Source organism: Eudoraea adriatica DSM 19308, from assembly GCF_000382125.1.
In the GTDB taxonomy this organism is placed as follows: domain Bacteria; phylum Bacteroidota; class Bacteroidia; order Flavobacteriales; family Flavobacteriaceae; genus Eudoraea; species Eudoraea adriatica.
In genome coordinates, this window is the sequence record NZ_KB907554.1 from 1 (window position 1) to 14,331 (window position 14,331).

A 14,331-nucleotide genomic window follows, 5' to 3' on the forward strand; every position below is an offset into this window, starting at 1 on the left:
CCATCTTCAATGGCAATGGTCAGATTAGTTCCTGCCAAAACAGCTGAAGTAAGGTTCTGATCATCTGAGCCCGCCGCCACCGATAAATCATAATCATCCCCTGTCTGTACCAGGGCAACGGAACCATCTGTAGACGTAATCGTCTGAATTTCATTGACAGGATCAGCATCAGCATCATCGATAAAAGCTGTTAAATCAACATTATTTCCAACTGTTGCCGGGTTTGTTAATGATAAAATATTACCTGCCAGTTGTAGATCCTGTAATTCGTCAACAGGATTACCCCCTCCGGCAACCACAACAGCATCTAATTCATCTTTTAGTTGCTCCACAGCACCTTGAACTTCCGGAGCAGTAATTGACAGATAATCTGTAAAAGGGACTTCTGCGGCTACCTGGTCGTCAGTCCCTGCGGCAGTTGCCAAAGGGGTTAAATCTACAGTTTGCGTATTCCCATCTTCCAATGTAATGGTCAGAATATTGGTAGGGTCGTCAAACGCAAAATTTGTGATCGTCTGATCATCTGTATTGTCCAAAAACAGGTTCAAATCTACCGTACCGCCGTCTTCAAGGGTTAAAATGTTTCCACCCGTTAGTGTTAATTGTTGATCATCTGTGCCAGCACCTGTAGCCAAGGCAGTCAGGTCTACAGTTTGTGTATTTCCATCTTCTAAGGTAATGGTCAACACATTGGTAAGATCATCAAATGTAAAATTGGTAATGTTCTGGTCATCGGTATTATCCAAAAACGGATTCAAATCTACGGTACCGCCATCCTCCAGGGTTAGAATGTTTCCACCCGTTAATGTAAGTTGTTGATCGTCAGTGCCTGTACCACTTAAACCGGAAAGGTCTACTGTGGCCGATGTACCATCTTCAATATCTATCTGCAGTATATTGGCCGCACTAAGGGTAGCACCTGTAAGGTTTTGATCATCTGTCCCGGTTCCACTCAATGGGGTTAGGTCCACAGTTGCAGATGCACCGTTTTCAATATCTATTTGTAAAATATTTGCACCATTTAGTGTGGCTCCTGTTAAATCCTGTTCATCTGTACCTGCGTTGTTAAAAACACTTAAATCTACCGTATTGGAGCCCGAAATAGTTAGATCGTTTCCGTTTAGGGCAAGACTCTGTATTTCGTTAGTCGAATCTCTATCCCCATCCGCAGCTATAGCGGCGGTGTTGGCAGCAATGCCATCCTGCAAAGAAGTATCATCATAAAAGGCACCTGCATTATCAGTAATAGTATTATTGGGGTCCGGGCTAACTATTTGGGCCCCGGTAATAAAACCGGCATCATTGTTAAAATCATTCAGGGTTACCTGGTTATAATCAATTTCGTCATCTGCTACCGTATTAGTCTGCAATTCTTCACTTCCTACAGAATCCGGAGCCAGTTTATCTGAGGTAATAGAATTATTCTGAATGTCATTTCCACTGATGCTGAAATCCACAATGTTGGCACCTGTTATTTCCCCAACCTCAAAATTGCGATTATCGCCGGTTTCTGTAATTACAATAGTGGGGGTAGGATTTACAATGGGATCTGCCGAAAATGTGAGCCCAAAGGTTTCACACATATTTAACCAACTGGCGCCGTCGTAAAAGTACAGGCATTGTTCGTCGGTATTATACACTATAGCCCCCCGGGAAGGAACTATGCTGTTCATTTGCGAGGTGCTGATCCTGGTAACGACGAATACCCGGTTGGAACTTTCCAATTCCAGGACAGAGGCTGCATCAATGTTCTGGGGATTATCACCAATTTTAATCTGGCCTGAAAGAACGTTGCAAAGCGTAAAACTTACCAGGGCTAACAGGAGTTTCATTTTCATTTTGGCATATTTTTAATTAGCTGAAATCATATGTTTTAAATATATTCCTAATACTATTCCAGTCACTAAAATTGTTAAGGCACAGTAGATGTAATATACTTATTTATTCTCGTTTGTTGGGGACTAACAAAAATAGAATTATATCCATATTTAGCTAACTTTATACTCCAAAATACCCGATTATGGGGTAAAAGGATATGATGTCTGGTTAAACCTCCAAATTTATCCGATACCGCTGTATTTATTGTGCATCACAGGCCAGGATTTTGCGGCTGTATTTTCAGAAATTAACAAAAGTTTTATGACGTCAAATTTTTTTATGACAAGAACATGCTTTTTCTTTATAAATTAGAGTAATCTTTATATAAGCGCAGTTACCTATGAATTCTAAATTACTTCTTCTTTTTGCAATATTTTCTTTTTCCATAGGTAATGCTCAGAGTGATGATCGTGTTATTTTGCGGGGCCAGGTTTTATACAGGAATTCACTGGTTCCTAATGAAAATGTCATTAATAGTACTTCACAGAGGGCTACAATTACCAATGATAAAGGTGAATTTGCCATTCAGGTAAAGGTAAATGATGAACTGGTTTTTACGTCAGTGAACTATCAGATCGAAGTTGTTAAAATAACCCAGCAAATTTTGGATAACAACCGATTGGTGGTTGAAGTTAATGAGAAGGTTACACAACTAGATGAGGTTGTGGTGAGTCCTGAAAATCAACAGAAATTCCTTGAACTTCAAAATGAAGATTTTAAAAAATTTGAATACGAAACCGACCAGTCCACGGATATTGTAAACATTGCTGAGGATAAAATAACCCGCGGTATCATGAGAGATGGGATAAATTTTGTAAACATATTCAAAGCACTTGTGAATACTAAAAAAGATCAGCCAGACGAAGATCAGAAACCTTTAAAAGTTAGCGAAGTCCTGCGGCTGGTTTATGATGATGAATTTTTTGTCCTGGACCTGAAAATACCTCAGGATCAAATAGATGCTTTTTTGATTTATTGTGACGAAAAAATTCCTCCCCGTAGCCTATTGAAAAAAGACAATGAATTTGAACTTATTGAATTTTTAGTTGTCCAGAGTAATATCTTCTTAAAACAGATGAATGTTGAGGAATAAGACATTTTTACTGTTTTTATTTCTGGTTGTTACAAGTGCTTCAGCACAAAACGTTTTTTTTTACAAATTAGAAGGAAAAGTCATAAACTCAAATAAGGGTATAGCAGACGTTCATGTTATGAATACCTCTTCAAACAGGGCTACTATAACTGATGAGGAAGGACTGTTTTCCATTGCCGCCAGACTTAATGACACTATCCTGTTCTCGGCAGTACAATATAAACGCGTAAACCTGGTAGTAACCAGGGCAATGCTGGAGAGCAGTTCTATAGTTGTGCCTTTAGAGGAATTTATCAATGAATTGGATGAGGTGGTGGTTAGGCCCTATAATCTATCTGGTGATCTGGGCAGGGACATGAATAATTTAAAAACGGATAAAGTATATGTTGCGGCTACTTTAGGGTTGCCAAATGCCTATGTTAAGCCAATAACCCAGGCAGAACGCAAGCTAAACGAAGCTACTACAGGTGGTGGCCTGGTGCCTCTAAACCCAATTATAAATGCCATTTCGGGCAGGACAAAATATCTTAAGAAAGTATTGGCTTCCCAGGAGAAGTATGCCCGGACAAGCAGGGTGCGGGAGTATTATGCAGATTCCTTATTTGTAAAATACCTCAAAATACCGGAAAATAAAATAGAAGACTTTATGTATTATTGTGAAGTGGATAACTCTTTCAGTTCGGTAGTAGACAGCCATGATAGGCTTAAAATCTGGGAGTACCTTAAATTGCGCAGCACGGCCTATTTAAGGGAAGCCACTGAAGAATAAGTAATACCTATGGCACGAATCTTGCAAAACATAACATATGTATTCTTTTAAAACCAGGCTAATTCGTTCGGGCCTGCTCCTTCTTGTAATTCCCCTTTTTGCATTTTCCATAATGCATAAGTTTTATGTCAGCGTTACCAATATTCAATATTCTGAAAAAGACAACTCCCTTCAAATTACCAGCCGCATCTTTATTGATGACCTGGAAAACGCGCTTGAAGAACGCTATGGCGTAGAAATGAACCTGGCCACTGAAAAGGAATCTGATGAGGCAAACTTTTATATTGAAAAATATATGAGGTCTAAATTGGTAATAAGTGCAGACGGCACAAACAAGGCTTTTGTGTTTTTAGGCAAGAAATACGATAATGACCTGGTTATTTGTTATTTGGAAATCGAGGATATTGATCTTCCTGAACATAAAACTCTAGCTGTTGAAAATGATATTCTTACAGATATGTTTGATGAACAGCAGAACATAGTTCATTTTAAAATAAATGGCAAAAAGAAGAGCTTTATATTGGTTAAGGAAAATAATAAAGGTATGTTAAACTTGTAACATTTTGAACTGCAAATAGTTGAAAAATTCTAAATTCGCGAATTCCAAAAAGAATTCAACTACATGAAAAATCTGAATTGTTCCCTCGCAGGCTTACTGTGTTTTGTTGTCACTTTGAGTTTTGCACAACAGGATATCCAAAAAGAAAGAGAGCCGGGCCATACGAATCAAAGTAAATTCAAACAGCTCTATGAAGAATTTGCAACTCCAAATACCTACAGGTCGGCTTCCGGAACACCGGGTCCCGACTACTATCAACAACAGGCAGATTACAAGATCGATATTGAATTAGATGATAAAAACGCCAAAATTTATGGCGAAGAAACCATTACCTATTTCAACAATTCTCCGGATGACCTGGAATACCTCTGGCTTCAATTAGATCAGAATTTGAGGGCAAAAGATTCAAAAGCTCCTCTTAGAGATGAAAGTGAACTATCCATTGCCTACAGCACAGATAATTTTGTTAAGAATCTAATGCCAAAATCTTTTGACGGCGGTTTTAATATAGAATTTGTTAAGGATGCCAATGGCAGAAGCTTACCCTTCACCATAAATGAGACTATGATGAGAATAGACCTTCCCCAGCATCTTAAAAGTGGCGCAGAGGTTTCATTTTCAATAAAATGGTGGTATAATATTGTAGATCATACCATAGACAGGGCCCGATCTGGTTATGAGTATTTTGCCAAAGACGGTAACCGTTCGTATGTAATAGCTCAATTTTTTCCAAGGATGGCTGTTTATAGCGATGTAGAAGGATGGCAGAATTATCAGTTTTGGGGTAAGGGAGAGTTTGCCCTGCCTTTTGGTAATTATGAAGTAAATATTACAGTTCCGGCGGATCACATACTAGATGCAACCGGGGAACTCACGAACAGGAAGGAAGTATTTACAAGGGAAATGATGCAGCGCTATGAACAGGCGAAAAACTCTTATGACAAGCCGGTACTGATTGTAACTCAAGCGGAGGCCGAACAGGCCGAAAAAGGATTTTCCGAAGACAAAAAGACCTGGAAATTCAAAGCGGAGAATGTAAGGGATTTTGGGTTTGCCACTTCCAGGAAATTTATCTGGGATATGCAAGCAGTTAAAATTGGGAGCAAGGATGTCATGGCTGTTTCTCTTTATCCCAAAGAGGGGAATCCGCTATGGGAAGAATTTTCTACCAAAGCTGTGGCAAGTACCTTAAAATCATATTCATCGCATACGTTTGACTATCCCTATCATAAAGCAATTTCCGTACATGCCAAAAATCAGGGAATGGAATATCCTATGATCTGCTGGAATCACGGAAGGCCGGAAGAAGACGGAACCTATTCTGACCGGGTAAAATTCGGGATGATCAGTGTAATTATTCATGAGGTTGGGCATAATTTTTTCCCAATGATCGTCAATTCTGATGAACGTCAGTGGGGCTGGATGGATGAAGGCCTTGATACTTTTATGCAGTATATTGCCGAACAGGAGTTTGGAGAGCAAAACCCCGATATCATTGCACCTAATAAAAAGTATCCTTCCAGAAGAGGTGCGCCGGCAAAGATAGTGCCTTATATGAGTGGTGACCAATCTACTATATCTCCTATAATGTCTAATCCGGAAAACGTGTTTCAATTGGGGCCAAACGCCTATGGAAAGCCTGCTACGGCCCTCAATATACTTCGTGAAACCATAATGGGAAAGGAATTATTCGATCATGCTTTTAAAACCTACGCCCAGAGATGGAAATTTAAGCATCCCACTCCGGAGGATTTCTTCAGGACTATGGAAGACGCTTCGGCAGTAGATCTTGACTGGTATTGGAGAAGTTGGTTTTACACAACAGATTATGTGGATATTGGCATAAAAGGAGTTAAAAAGTACTATGTGAGTGATAAGCCATCAAAGCAAATGAAAGAATATATGGTTTCAAGAGGATTATCAGAAGCAAATTTTCCACCATTGGTTTACCTTGTGGATGAAGAAAGTGAAGATTTTGAAGCAGGCCTTAAAGGCAAATTACCTTCAGAAACTTCACAGACTTTAAAGGAATATATGATGGATAATATGACAGTACAGGAACGTACCCGGATCAAAGAGCCCAAATATTTTTATGAGGTTGTTTTTAATAAACCGGGTGGGATACCAATGCCCATAATTGTTGAATACACATATGCCGATGGTTCTAAGGAGAATGTGACTTATCCTCCACAAATTTGGAGGAAAAATGATCGCGAATTTAAACGAGTTATTTCTTCTGAAAAAGAACTCGTTGGAATTGTTATAGACCCTAAATTGGAAACTGCAGATATTGACTCAACTAACAATTCCTGGCCTAAAAAGGAACAGCAATCTGAATTTGAACAGTTTAAACAAGACATAAAAGGCAAATAATTTCTTCAGTTCAGATTAAAAAAGCCTGGGAGGTTAAAATGTGAAAAGATGCCCTGGCCATTTTAAATGGCCAGGGCATTTACTTATGTGGCCTTATCCGTTATAGGAATATAAAATCTAAAATGGCGAATCCCCACTTAAACAATAGAAAGTAATTTTCAGAGATTTGAATTGAGGTATTCAATAAGTTTCAGGAGATCTTCCTTCTGCGTTAATTTAATTTTATTCTGCTTTATATAGGACTTTATATCTGAAGCCTTATCCTGGCCAAAAAGCTCGGTTAGTTCTTTTTTAGAAGGTTTAAAATAAACCGGGAATTCATTATCCGCAGACAGAAAATATTCATGCTTATCCTCAAATTTTGGAGGATAGGAGGGGTGCATTGAAGTGGCTGCCTTTTTACCTTCTTTGTAAACCTTAGATTTTTTTTCGTAGAGAACATATTTCTGTGATGAATTCAATCTGTTTAAATACCCTTCCTGTATTATTCCTTTCTGGTTTCTGTATTTGGCATATATAAATTTCTCACCATCAATATGACAGCTAAGCGACATGCTTTTATATACAGATTCCATTGTATTACTTCCTGTTCTCTGAATTTCTACCTCGTCGCTGAAAGCGTTGTATCGCATTGGATAGTTGCCATATATTTTGTTTACATAATAAATGTTCCCGGGGATGAATTCTTCATTGTAATAAGGAGAGCCCTCGATACTGGAAACATCCAGGCTTTGGTTGCTTTTTGCAGCTTGAGCCTTATTTACGTCATTTAACCATTTTAGCGCACCATCGCGGTCAAGAGGGCTTCCGGCAGCACGTATAGTGCCCGGAGAATTCGTTTGAGCTAAAAGAATAGGTGTATTTAGAAGGAGACTGAAGGTAATGATAAGGACTATTTTCATTGATTAAATATTTTATTGTAGAGCAAATTACAAAGAAGCGTTTAAGAATTAAAAAATATTAACTGTTCATAGAGGAAATGGCTATAATTTCTGATGCTTCCGGGGCAGAAAATTCATTTATATTGAAGCGTAGGGTTTTAAATATGCATTGTAAAATGTTAATCTTTGCGTTAAAATCGTCCATTTAGGGCTTATACAGGAACAACTTTATTTATTTCGAAATATATTTAATAAGTCTATGGTTGGAAATACTTTTTTTGTAAACCATCAGAAATCAATACCTTTTCGTTGTATCTTTTAAAACGGCTAAAAAATGCAGTTTTTGTTTTTATATTAAATAGATGAATTAGTCTATTTTAAAAAAGGATCCAAAACTTAACTATATTTGTAGTATGCAAGCAATGATTTTTTTATTTATCAGCGGAGCTGAAATATTTTTTATCATGTTTATAGTGGTAATGGTATTTGGGGCGGATAAAATTCCCGGAATTGCCAAAGGCCTTGGCAAAGGTATGAGACAGTTGAGGGATGCCACGGATGATATAAAGAGAGAAATTCAAAAAAGCGCAGAAAAACAAGGGATTGATACCAGTTTTACCGATGATATAAAAGATGAAATCAATAAAGTGAAGAAAGGGGTGGATGATGTTACTGGTACAATCAAGCGTAAATAGATGGGTTAATGCTCAAGCATCTTCTGGAATGGGATAGGAATACTTTTATATATCTGAATAATCTGGGGACAGAAGAGTATGATTTATTTTGGGTAATTACTACGAATATAGCTTCCTGGATTCCGCTTTATATTTTACTTTTCGCATTAATTATTGTTAAATACCCAAAAAAGGAAGCTTTTTTCATTACTTGCACAATTGTCCTGCTTTTACTGTGTGTTTTAGGTCTTACCGATATCACCAAGACATATTTTGAACGTCTGCGGCCCAATAATGACATTGAAATTAATTCCATCATCAGAGTTTTAAAAAACCCTCCGGGATATAGCTTCTTTTCCGGTCACGCCTCCTCATCTTTTTCATTGTCGACTATATTTTTTCTATTTCTCAGAAAAAAGTTTTCAATTATCTGGTTGCTTTTTCTTTGGCCCTTTTTATTTGCCTATAGTAGAATATATGTAGGGGTCCATTATCCAATAGATATTTTGACAGGTGCTGCAGTAGGGATACTTTTAGGTATTCTGTTTTTTCTGTTTTATCGTAAGATCATAGAACCCTGCATAAAGTAAGCCCGTCTCTTATGGAGAGCAGAACAGTTTCTACCCTTGGATCGTTTTTTAATTTTTTATTAAAAGCCAGCAGTTTACTGGTAACCAAATCTTTCTTATCAAGAGGTTCAACTACTTTACCGGACCATAAGACATTATCAGTTAGTATGATGCTTCCGGGTTTTGTCTTTTCAATCACAGCTTCGAAATAAGCATCATACATCTTTTTTTCAGCGTCAATAAAAACCAGGTCAAAAATCTGGTCCAATTCCGGAATAATTTCCAGGGCATCTGCTGTATGTTGAATTATTTTATCTCCAAATCCGCTTCGGTTAAAAAATGTACGTTGTATATCCGTTAGCTCTTCATTGACATCAATGGTATGGAGTACACCGCCAGTGGTCAGCCCTTCTGCAAGGCAAATGGCTGAATACCCTGTATATGTGCCAATTTCCAAAATTTTACCGGGACGAATTATCTTGGAAAGCATGCTAAGAACCCTACCCTGATAATGGCCTGTAATCATTCTGGGCTGTACTACCTTTAAATGCGTCTCCCGGGTTAAATCACGCAGAATATCAGGTTCATTTTCAGAATGCAGTTTAATGTAGTTTTCCAGAGACTCAGGAAGAAAATGCATAAATCCTTTTTGGTAAAAATATGGATTTATATACTATCTTACCTTTAAATTAGGCAATAAGCATGGATGAAATAACCATTAGAAATGCAACATTATCCGATTTGGATGTGCTTTTGACTTTTGAGCAAGAATTAATTAAGGCTGAACGTCCTTTTGATAAAACCATTCGCAGAGACCCTGTTAATTATTACGATTTAAAAGGGATGATTTTGGATAACCAGGTGTCCGTGGTTGTTGCTGAAATGAATAATATCGTAGTTAGTTGTGGTGCAGCTGTAATAAAACAGGCAAGATCTTACCTGGATCATAAGGACTATGCCAATTTTGGTTTTATGTATACACTTCCAGCCTGCAGAGGTATGGGAATTAATAAAAAGGTTTTAGATTCGTTAAGGTCATGGGCAAAATCGAAAGGATACAACGAAATGCGCCTAACGGTATACTCAGATAACATTCCTGCTATAAAAGCCTATGAAAAAGCAGGGTTTGTAAGTCATATCCTGGAAATGAGAATACCTCGGGACCAGACTGGTAATAGTTAATTTTATCAGGGCTATCTTTTAAGTGGATATTGTATTTTTGACTAAAAATTAACTATGCCATTTCAAAATACTTTATCCTTTGCGCGAGAATTAGATAGGATAGACCCTCTTCAAAAATTCAGGGATAGATTTTACTTTCCACAATTGAATGGCAAAAATGTAATTTATTTTACGGGAAACTCTTTAGGCCTTCAACCTAAAAATGCAAAAGATTTTGTGGATGAAGTAATGGAAGACTGGAAAAATTTGGCCGTAGAAGGTCATTTTCATTCAAAAAAACCTTGGTGGGACTACCACGAAAGACTGGCAAAACCATTGGCTAAGATAATTGGTGCCAAACCGGGGGAGGTTTCAGTGATGAATACACTTACGGTAAACCTTCATCTTTTAATGGTTTCTTTTTACAGGCCTTCCAAAAAACGATATAAAATATTATGTGAAGAGAAAGCCTTTCCTTCAGATCAGTATATGTTGCAAAGCCAGGTACGTTTTCATGGTTTTGATCCGAAAGATGCAATAGTTGAAGTAGCTAAGCGCCCAGGCCAGCATCACTGGCATACCAATGATATTATTGAAAAAATTAATGAACTCGGAGACGAGTTAGCGCTCGTTATGCTGGGAGGTGTAAATTATTACAATGGTCAGGTTTTTGACATGAAAGCCATAACCGGTGCGGGCAAATCTGTTGATGCCATGGTGGGCTGGGATCTTGCCCATGCCGCCGGGAATATAGAATTAAAACTACATGACTGGAATTGTGATTTTGCGGCCTGGTGTAGCTATAAGTATATGAACAGCGGACCCGGGAATGCTTCCGGGATATTTATTCACGAAAAGCATTTGGGACAGGATAACATTCCAAGGTTTGAAGGATGGTGGGGGACCAGTAAAGAAACCCGGTTTTTAATGAAACAGGAATTTGAACCCATTGCTACCGCCGATGCATGGCAACTGAGTAATCCCCCGGTATTGGCATTGGCCCCATATCTTGCTTCTTTAGAACTCTTTGAAGAAGTGGGAATGGAAGCGTTAATTGAAAAACGGGAAAAAATAGTCTCTTATCTTGAGTTTATCTTACACGAAATTGATAGTGAGGTAGACAGCAGTTTTGAAATTATTACTCCGGCCGAAAGAGGGTGCCAACTATCTGTATTGCTTCATGGAGAAGGGCGGTCTTTATTTGAATATCTGATGGCAAACGGGGTGATTACAGATTGGCGTGAGCCTAACGTAATAAGGCTTGCCCCCGCTCCGTTCTATTGCAGTTTTGAAGATATGTATAACTTCGGGCAGGTTTTGAAAAGAGGAATACTTGGCAGAACCTGATCGGAGATTGACCGTTTTAATGAAATTCAATAAGGAAGTTAAAGGTTGTCTTCCTAAATATTCTAACAGAATCCAATGAAATTAGAGCATGTAGCTATATGGACGGAAAAACTTGAATTGCTTAAGGATTTCTATGTTACCTATTTCGGAGCTAAGGCAAAAACCAAATATTATAATCCCGTTAAAGAGTTTCAGAGTTACTTTCTGAATTTTGAGTCCGGCGCAAGACTGGAACTTATGCACAGGCCCGATATTCCAAAAAATGCAAATTATACGGCAGATAAACAGCATTTGGGAATTATTCATTTAGCCTTTGGCGTGGAAAGTATGTCTGAAGTCGACGAAAAGGCTGCAGAGTTAAAAAGAGCTGGTTACAATGTAATTAGTGGTCCAAGAAAAACCGGTGATGGATACTATGAATTTGAGTTGTTGGATCCGGATAATAATCGTTTAGAGGTAACTACCTTGTATATCGAATGATTGTATATTTTTGCCCTCTATTAGAAGGAACATTATGAGATCTCTTAGAATTATCCTTACCCATCCCAGATATTTTGGCCCTGCCTGGGTTTTCGCCAGCTTAAATATTCTATTTGGTACCTGGGCAATCTATATACCCTCTGTAAAAGAAGATCTCGGAATTAATAAGGCTGCCCTGGGGTTTGCTATCTTTTTTCTTTCACTGGGTGTTTTCACTATTTTTCCTATAGCTTCAAAAATCATTAATAGAATTGGGGTTGGCAAAGCAACCTTTATTGGATTAATTTTAAGCTGCATTGCGGCTTTATTTCCATTAATTGCGCCTGGTTTTATTAGCCTTGCAATTGCTCTCTTTTTGTTTGGAGCCACTAATGGATTTACAGATATTTCCATGAATACGCTGGTTACGGAGATTGAAAAAGAAGACAGGCAAAAATTTATGTCTGCCTCCCATGGGTTTTTTAGTCTTGGGGGGGTTTTAGCAGGGCTTGGCAGTTTTTTGATTCCTGTTCTGGATAACAGGGGATTGCATATGCTTTTGGCTGTCTTACTGGTTCTCGCTGTAAATTTTATGTTTTATCGGAGATATTATGCAGTTGTTGCGGCGCCTATAGAGAAGGAGGGGTTTAGTTTTAAAAATTTTAAGCCTCTCATGCTTCTTGGGGTTGTGTCTTTTGTTGTTATGGGCAGTGAAGGTGCTATCGTGGATTGGAGCGGATTATTTTTAAAAGAAGTTAGCCTTGCACCGGAAGCCATATGGGGTGCAGGATTTTTAGGGTTTCAGGTATTTATGACCCTGGGGCGCTTTTTAGGAGATGCCATTAGTACCAGGATAGGATCAGTTAAAATTGTGGCATTGGGATCTGTTATAGCCATTATTGGATATTTATTGGTTCTAACAACAGATATGTATTTGGCTATTACAGGATTTGCCCTTACCGGTCTCGGTTTTTCTGTCATTGTTCCCGAATTATTCAGAATTGGAGGTAATGTAAAGGGAGTAGAATCTTCCCAGGGAGTAGCTTTTATAGCCGGGACAGGATATTCGGGTTTTCTCGTAGGGCCGGTGATTTTAGGTTTCATAGCCGAACAATTCTCATTGAGTTTAAGTTTTATTACATTAATGGTTTGTTCAGTTGCTGTATTGGGCGCCACTTTCCTGTTGAAGAGAAAACAACCCGTTAAAGGCTAATGGCGAATTATTTTACCAGAATATTCGTAAAATACCATTTAATATTCCCTTCCGCATTTATATGGCTCTTTGAAATATTCAATCCATTTAATTCTATATACTCTTCCCATGTGGTAGAAAGATTGGGCTCTTTTTGATTTGCTTTCCGAAATGACCATTCCTTGATGATATAATCATCTTCAAAATAAAAGTCGTACGCATCGCCAGGGGTATAACCTCCTTCGCTGCTATATACTATGGTTAGTTTTTGCATAGGGGTTTTTGAAATCGGAGCTTCTGCTTTTTCTGATACTTCATAGCTGTAACCGCCTTTGTCCCATAAAAGGTTAAAAGGAGCTAAAAACCAATATTTGTCATTAATAAAGCCGGCATCAACTTTGGCTATTGTACTGTCTATCTCACTGCGGTTATAAGTAACCGTATCTCCTTGGGAGATTCTGGTAACCTCATTTTTTTGAATATTCCATATCCAGCCCCTCTCAAAATGTGTGGTATCCCGGTCTACATTAAAGGCAAACCTTATTTCTTCCACATTTTTCCAATTCTTTATACCGTGCGCATTGGCTATTTTTTCAGGAACGGATTGTTCAATACTTGTTGAATCTGCATCTTTTTTTTGCTCGGTTTTGCAACTGAAAAGAAGAACTAATGCAGGTATAATCAGAAAGTTTAGAAATCTCATAATAATGTTTTTTCAAATATAACAGCTTTTCAATTCTTAAAAGCTATTATTACATCACTTTATTGGGGTATGAAATCCCAATAAAATGATTAATTTTGGTTTTTAACAAAAATGAAAAAATGAGTAATAAAAAGGGAAAAGTACAAGAAGCCATTGATGCAAAGTTATTGGAGGATAGAAAAGTATTTCTATGGGGAATGGTTGATGATGATTCTGCCAAACATGTCATTGATCGTTTATTATATCTTGATATGCAGAACAATAAGGAAATTCAATTGGTAATAAATAGTCCAGGCGGTTATGTAACTTCTGGTTTTGCTATTTACGATACGATAAAATCATTGAAAAGTCCTGTCTCAACAGTATGCAGTGGATTAGCGGCTTCAATGGGTTCTATTCTCCTCTCTGTTGGCAAAAAGGGGCGACGATTCATACAGCCTCATGCTCGTGTAATGATCCATCAGCCAAGCGGCGGGGCAAGAGGTCAGGCTTCGAACATTGAAATTCAGGCCAAAGAAATAATCAAGACAAAAGAGATAGGGGCTAAGATACTGGCTGAAAACTGCGGGCAACCCTATGAAAAAATTCTGAAAGACTTTAACCGTGATTATTGGATGGGTGCAGAAGAATCCATTGAATATGGAATAGTGGATGCCATTTTAGAATAGGAGCT

At 38.1% G+C, this 14,331-nt stretch carries 14 protein-coding genes and 1 pseudogene; 11 read left to right on the forward strand and 4 right to left on the reverse strand.

Features of this window, described 5'->3' with window-relative positions; translation table 11 throughout:
• A pseudogene (locus tag G504_RS18935) lies at positions 1-1,832 on the reverse strand (hypothetical protein); the annotation flags it as partial.
• A gap of 386 nt (positions 1,833-2,218) precedes the next feature.
• Between G504_RS18935 and G504_RS0116550 the strand changes: the two are divergent.
• The 4 genes from G504_RS0116550 to G504_RS0116565 all read left to right on the forward strand — a co-directional run bounded on the left by G504_RS0116550 (position 2,219) and on the right by G504_RS0116565 (position 6,672).
• Positions 2,219-2,971 (forward strand): carboxypeptidase-like regulatory domain-containing protein, encoded by a 753-nt coding sequence (locus G504_RS0116550; RefSeq protein ID WP_019671315.1) that lies wholly within the window; start codon positions 2,219-2,221, stop codon positions 2,969-2,971.
• The gene (locus G504_RS0116555) at positions 2,958-3,740 is read left to right on the forward strand and encodes a carboxypeptidase-like regulatory domain-containing protein (RefSeq protein WP_019671316.1); all 783 of its coding nucleotides are present in this window, start codon (positions 2,958-2,960) and stop codon (positions 3,738-3,740) included. Before G504_RS0116550 ends, G504_RS0116555 begins: the two co-directional genes overlap by 14 nt.
• Before the next feature lie 37 nt (positions 3,741-3,777).
• Positions 3,778-4,299, forward strand: a complete 522-nt coding sequence (locus G504_RS0116560; RefSeq protein ID WP_019671317.1) for a DUF6702 family protein — start codon at positions 3,778-3,780, stop codon at positions 4,297-4,299.
• A gap of 63 nt (positions 4,300-4,362) precedes the next feature.
• On the forward strand, positions 4,363-6,672 hold the full coding sequence (locus G504_RS0116565; protein ID WP_019671318.1) for a M1 family metallopeptidase: 2,310 nt from the start codon (positions 4,363-4,365) through the stop codon (positions 6,670-6,672).
• A 158-nt stretch (positions 6,673-6,830) separates the two neighbouring features.
• On the opposite strand, the gene G504_RS0116570 is transcribed toward G504_RS0116565, so the two are convergent.
• Entirely contained in the window at positions 6,831-7,574 is a 744-nt protein-coding gene (locus tag G504_RS0116570; protein ID WP_019671319.1) for a hypothetical protein, read from the reverse strand.
• Between the two features lie 392 nt (positions 7,575-7,966).
• Between G504_RS0116570 and G504_RS0116575 the strand changes: the two genes are divergently transcribed.
• Together G504_RS0116575 and G504_RS0116580 are read left to right on the forward strand one after the other, a co-directional pair.
• On the forward strand, positions 7,967-8,248 hold the full coding sequence (locus tag G504_RS0116575; protein ID WP_019671320.1) for a Sec-independent protein translocase subunit TatA/TatB: 282 nt from the start codon (positions 7,967-7,969) through the stop codon (positions 8,246-8,248).
• 8 nt (positions 8,249-8,256) lie between these two features.
• On the forward strand, positions 8,257-8,817 hold the full coding sequence (locus tag G504_RS0116580) for a phosphatase PAP2 family protein (protein ID WP_019671321.1): 561 nt from the start codon (positions 8,257-8,259) through the stop codon (positions 8,815-8,817).
• Here G504_RS0116580 and G504_RS0116585 read toward each other — a convergent pair.
• Positions 8,795-9,436 (reverse strand): O-methyltransferase, encoded by a 642-nt coding sequence (locus tag G504_RS0116585; RefSeq protein ID WP_019671322.1) that lies wholly within the window; start codon positions 9,434-9,436, stop codon positions 8,795-8,797. The two genes, G504_RS0116580 and G504_RS0116585, sit on opposite strands and share 23 nt — an antisense overlap.
• A gap of 62 nt (positions 9,437-9,498) precedes the next feature.
• Between G504_RS0116585 and G504_RS0116590 the strand changes: the two genes are divergently transcribed.
• From G504_RS0116590 to G504_RS0116605, 4 genes are all read left to right on the forward strand, one after another.
• The gene (locus tag G504_RS0116590; protein WP_019671323.1) at positions 9,499-9,978 is read left to right on the forward strand and encodes a GNAT family N-acetyltransferase; all 480 of its coding nucleotides are present in this window, start codon (positions 9,499-9,501) and stop codon (positions 9,976-9,978) included.
• A 54-nt stretch (positions 9,979-10,032) separates the two neighbouring features.
• Positions 10,033-11,304, forward strand: coding sequence for a kynureninase (gene kynU / locus G504_RS0116595; protein WP_019671324.1), 1,272 nt, complete (start codon positions 10,033-10,035; stop codon positions 11,302-11,304).
• A 75-nt stretch (positions 11,305-11,379) separates the two neighbouring features.
• The gene (locus G504_RS0116600; RefSeq protein WP_019671325.1) at positions 11,380-11,784 is read left to right on the forward strand and encodes a VOC family protein; all 405 of its coding nucleotides are present in this window, start codon (positions 11,380-11,382) and stop codon (positions 11,782-11,784) included.
• A 34-nt stretch (positions 11,785-11,818) separates the two neighbouring features.
• The gene (locus G504_RS0116605; RefSeq protein ID WP_019671326.1) at positions 11,819-12,976 is read left to right on the forward strand and encodes an MFS transporter; all 1,158 of its coding nucleotides are present in this window, start codon (positions 11,819-11,821) and stop codon (positions 12,974-12,976) included.
• A gap of 7 nt (positions 12,977-12,983) precedes the next feature.
• On the opposite strand, the gene G504_RS0116610 is transcribed toward G504_RS0116605, so the two are convergent.
• Positions 12,984-13,658 carry a hypothetical protein gene (locus tag G504_RS0116610; RefSeq protein WP_019671327.1) on the reverse strand — a complete coding sequence of 225 codons (675 nt, stop codon included), beginning with the start codon at positions 13,656-13,658 and terminating at the stop codon, positions 12,984-12,986.
• Positions 13,659-13,777: 119 nt separating this feature from the next.
• Here G504_RS0116610 and G504_RS0116615 point away from each other — a divergent pair, with 119 nt between their 5' ends.
• Positions 13,778-14,326, forward strand: a complete 549-nt coding sequence (locus G504_RS0116615) for a ClpP family protease (RefSeq protein ID WP_026348650.1) — start codon at positions 13,778-13,780, stop codon at positions 14,324-14,326.
• Positions 14,327-14,331: the final 5 nt, after the last annotated feature.

Coding starts and splice junctions, on each gene's coding strand:
- G504_RS0116615 (WP_026348650.1), top strand. CDS start 13,778: ATGAGTAATAAAAAGGGAAAAGTACAAGAAGCCATTGATGCAAAGTTA.
- G504_RS0116565 (WP_019671318.1), top strand. CDS start 4,363: ATGAAAAATCTGAATTGTTCCCTCGCAGGCTTACTGTGTTTTGTTGTC.
- G504_RS0116580 (WP_019671321.1), top strand. CDS start 8,257: ATGCTCAAGCATCTTCTGGAATGGGATAGGAATACTTTTATATATCTG.
- G504_RS0116600 (WP_019671325.1), top strand. CDS start 11,380: ATGAAATTAGAGCATGTAGCTATATGGACGGAAAAACTTGAATTGCTT.
- G504_RS0116575 (WP_019671320.1), top strand. CDS start 7,967: ATGCAAGCAATGATTTTTTTATTTATCAGCGGAGCTGAAATATTTTTT.
- G504_RS0116550 (WP_019671315.1), top strand. CDS start 2,219: ATGAATTCTAAATTACTTCTTCTTTTTGCAATATTTTCTTTTTCCATA.
- G504_RS0116570 (WP_019671319.1), bottom strand. CDS start 7,574: ATGAAAATAGTCCTTATCATTACCTTCAGTCTCCTTCTAAATACACCT.
- G504_RS0116555 (WP_019671316.1), top strand. CDS start 2,958: ATGTTGAGGAATAAGACATTTTTACTGTTTTTATTTCTGGTTGTTACA.
- G504_RS0116610 (WP_019671327.1), bottom strand. CDS start 13,658: ATGAGATTTCTAAACTTTCTGATTATACCTGCATTAGTTCTTCTTTTC.
- G504_RS0116605 (WP_019671326.1), top strand. CDS start 11,819: ATGAGATCTCTTAGAATTATCCTTACCCATCCCAGATATTTTGGCCCT.
- kynU (WP_019671324.1), top strand. CDS start 10,033: ATGCCATTTCAAAATACTTTATCCTTTGCGCGAGAATTAGATAGGATA.
- G504_RS0116560 (WP_019671317.1), top strand. CDS start 3,778: ATGTATTCTTTTAAAACCAGGCTAATTCGTTCGGGCCTGCTCCTTCTT.
- G504_RS0116590 (WP_019671323.1), top strand. CDS start 9,499: ATGGATGAAATAACCATTAGAAATGCAACATTATCCGATTTGGATGTG.
- G504_RS0116585 (WP_019671322.1), bottom strand. CDS start 9,436: ATGCATTTTCTTCCTGAGTCTCTGGAAAACTACATTAAACTGCATTCT.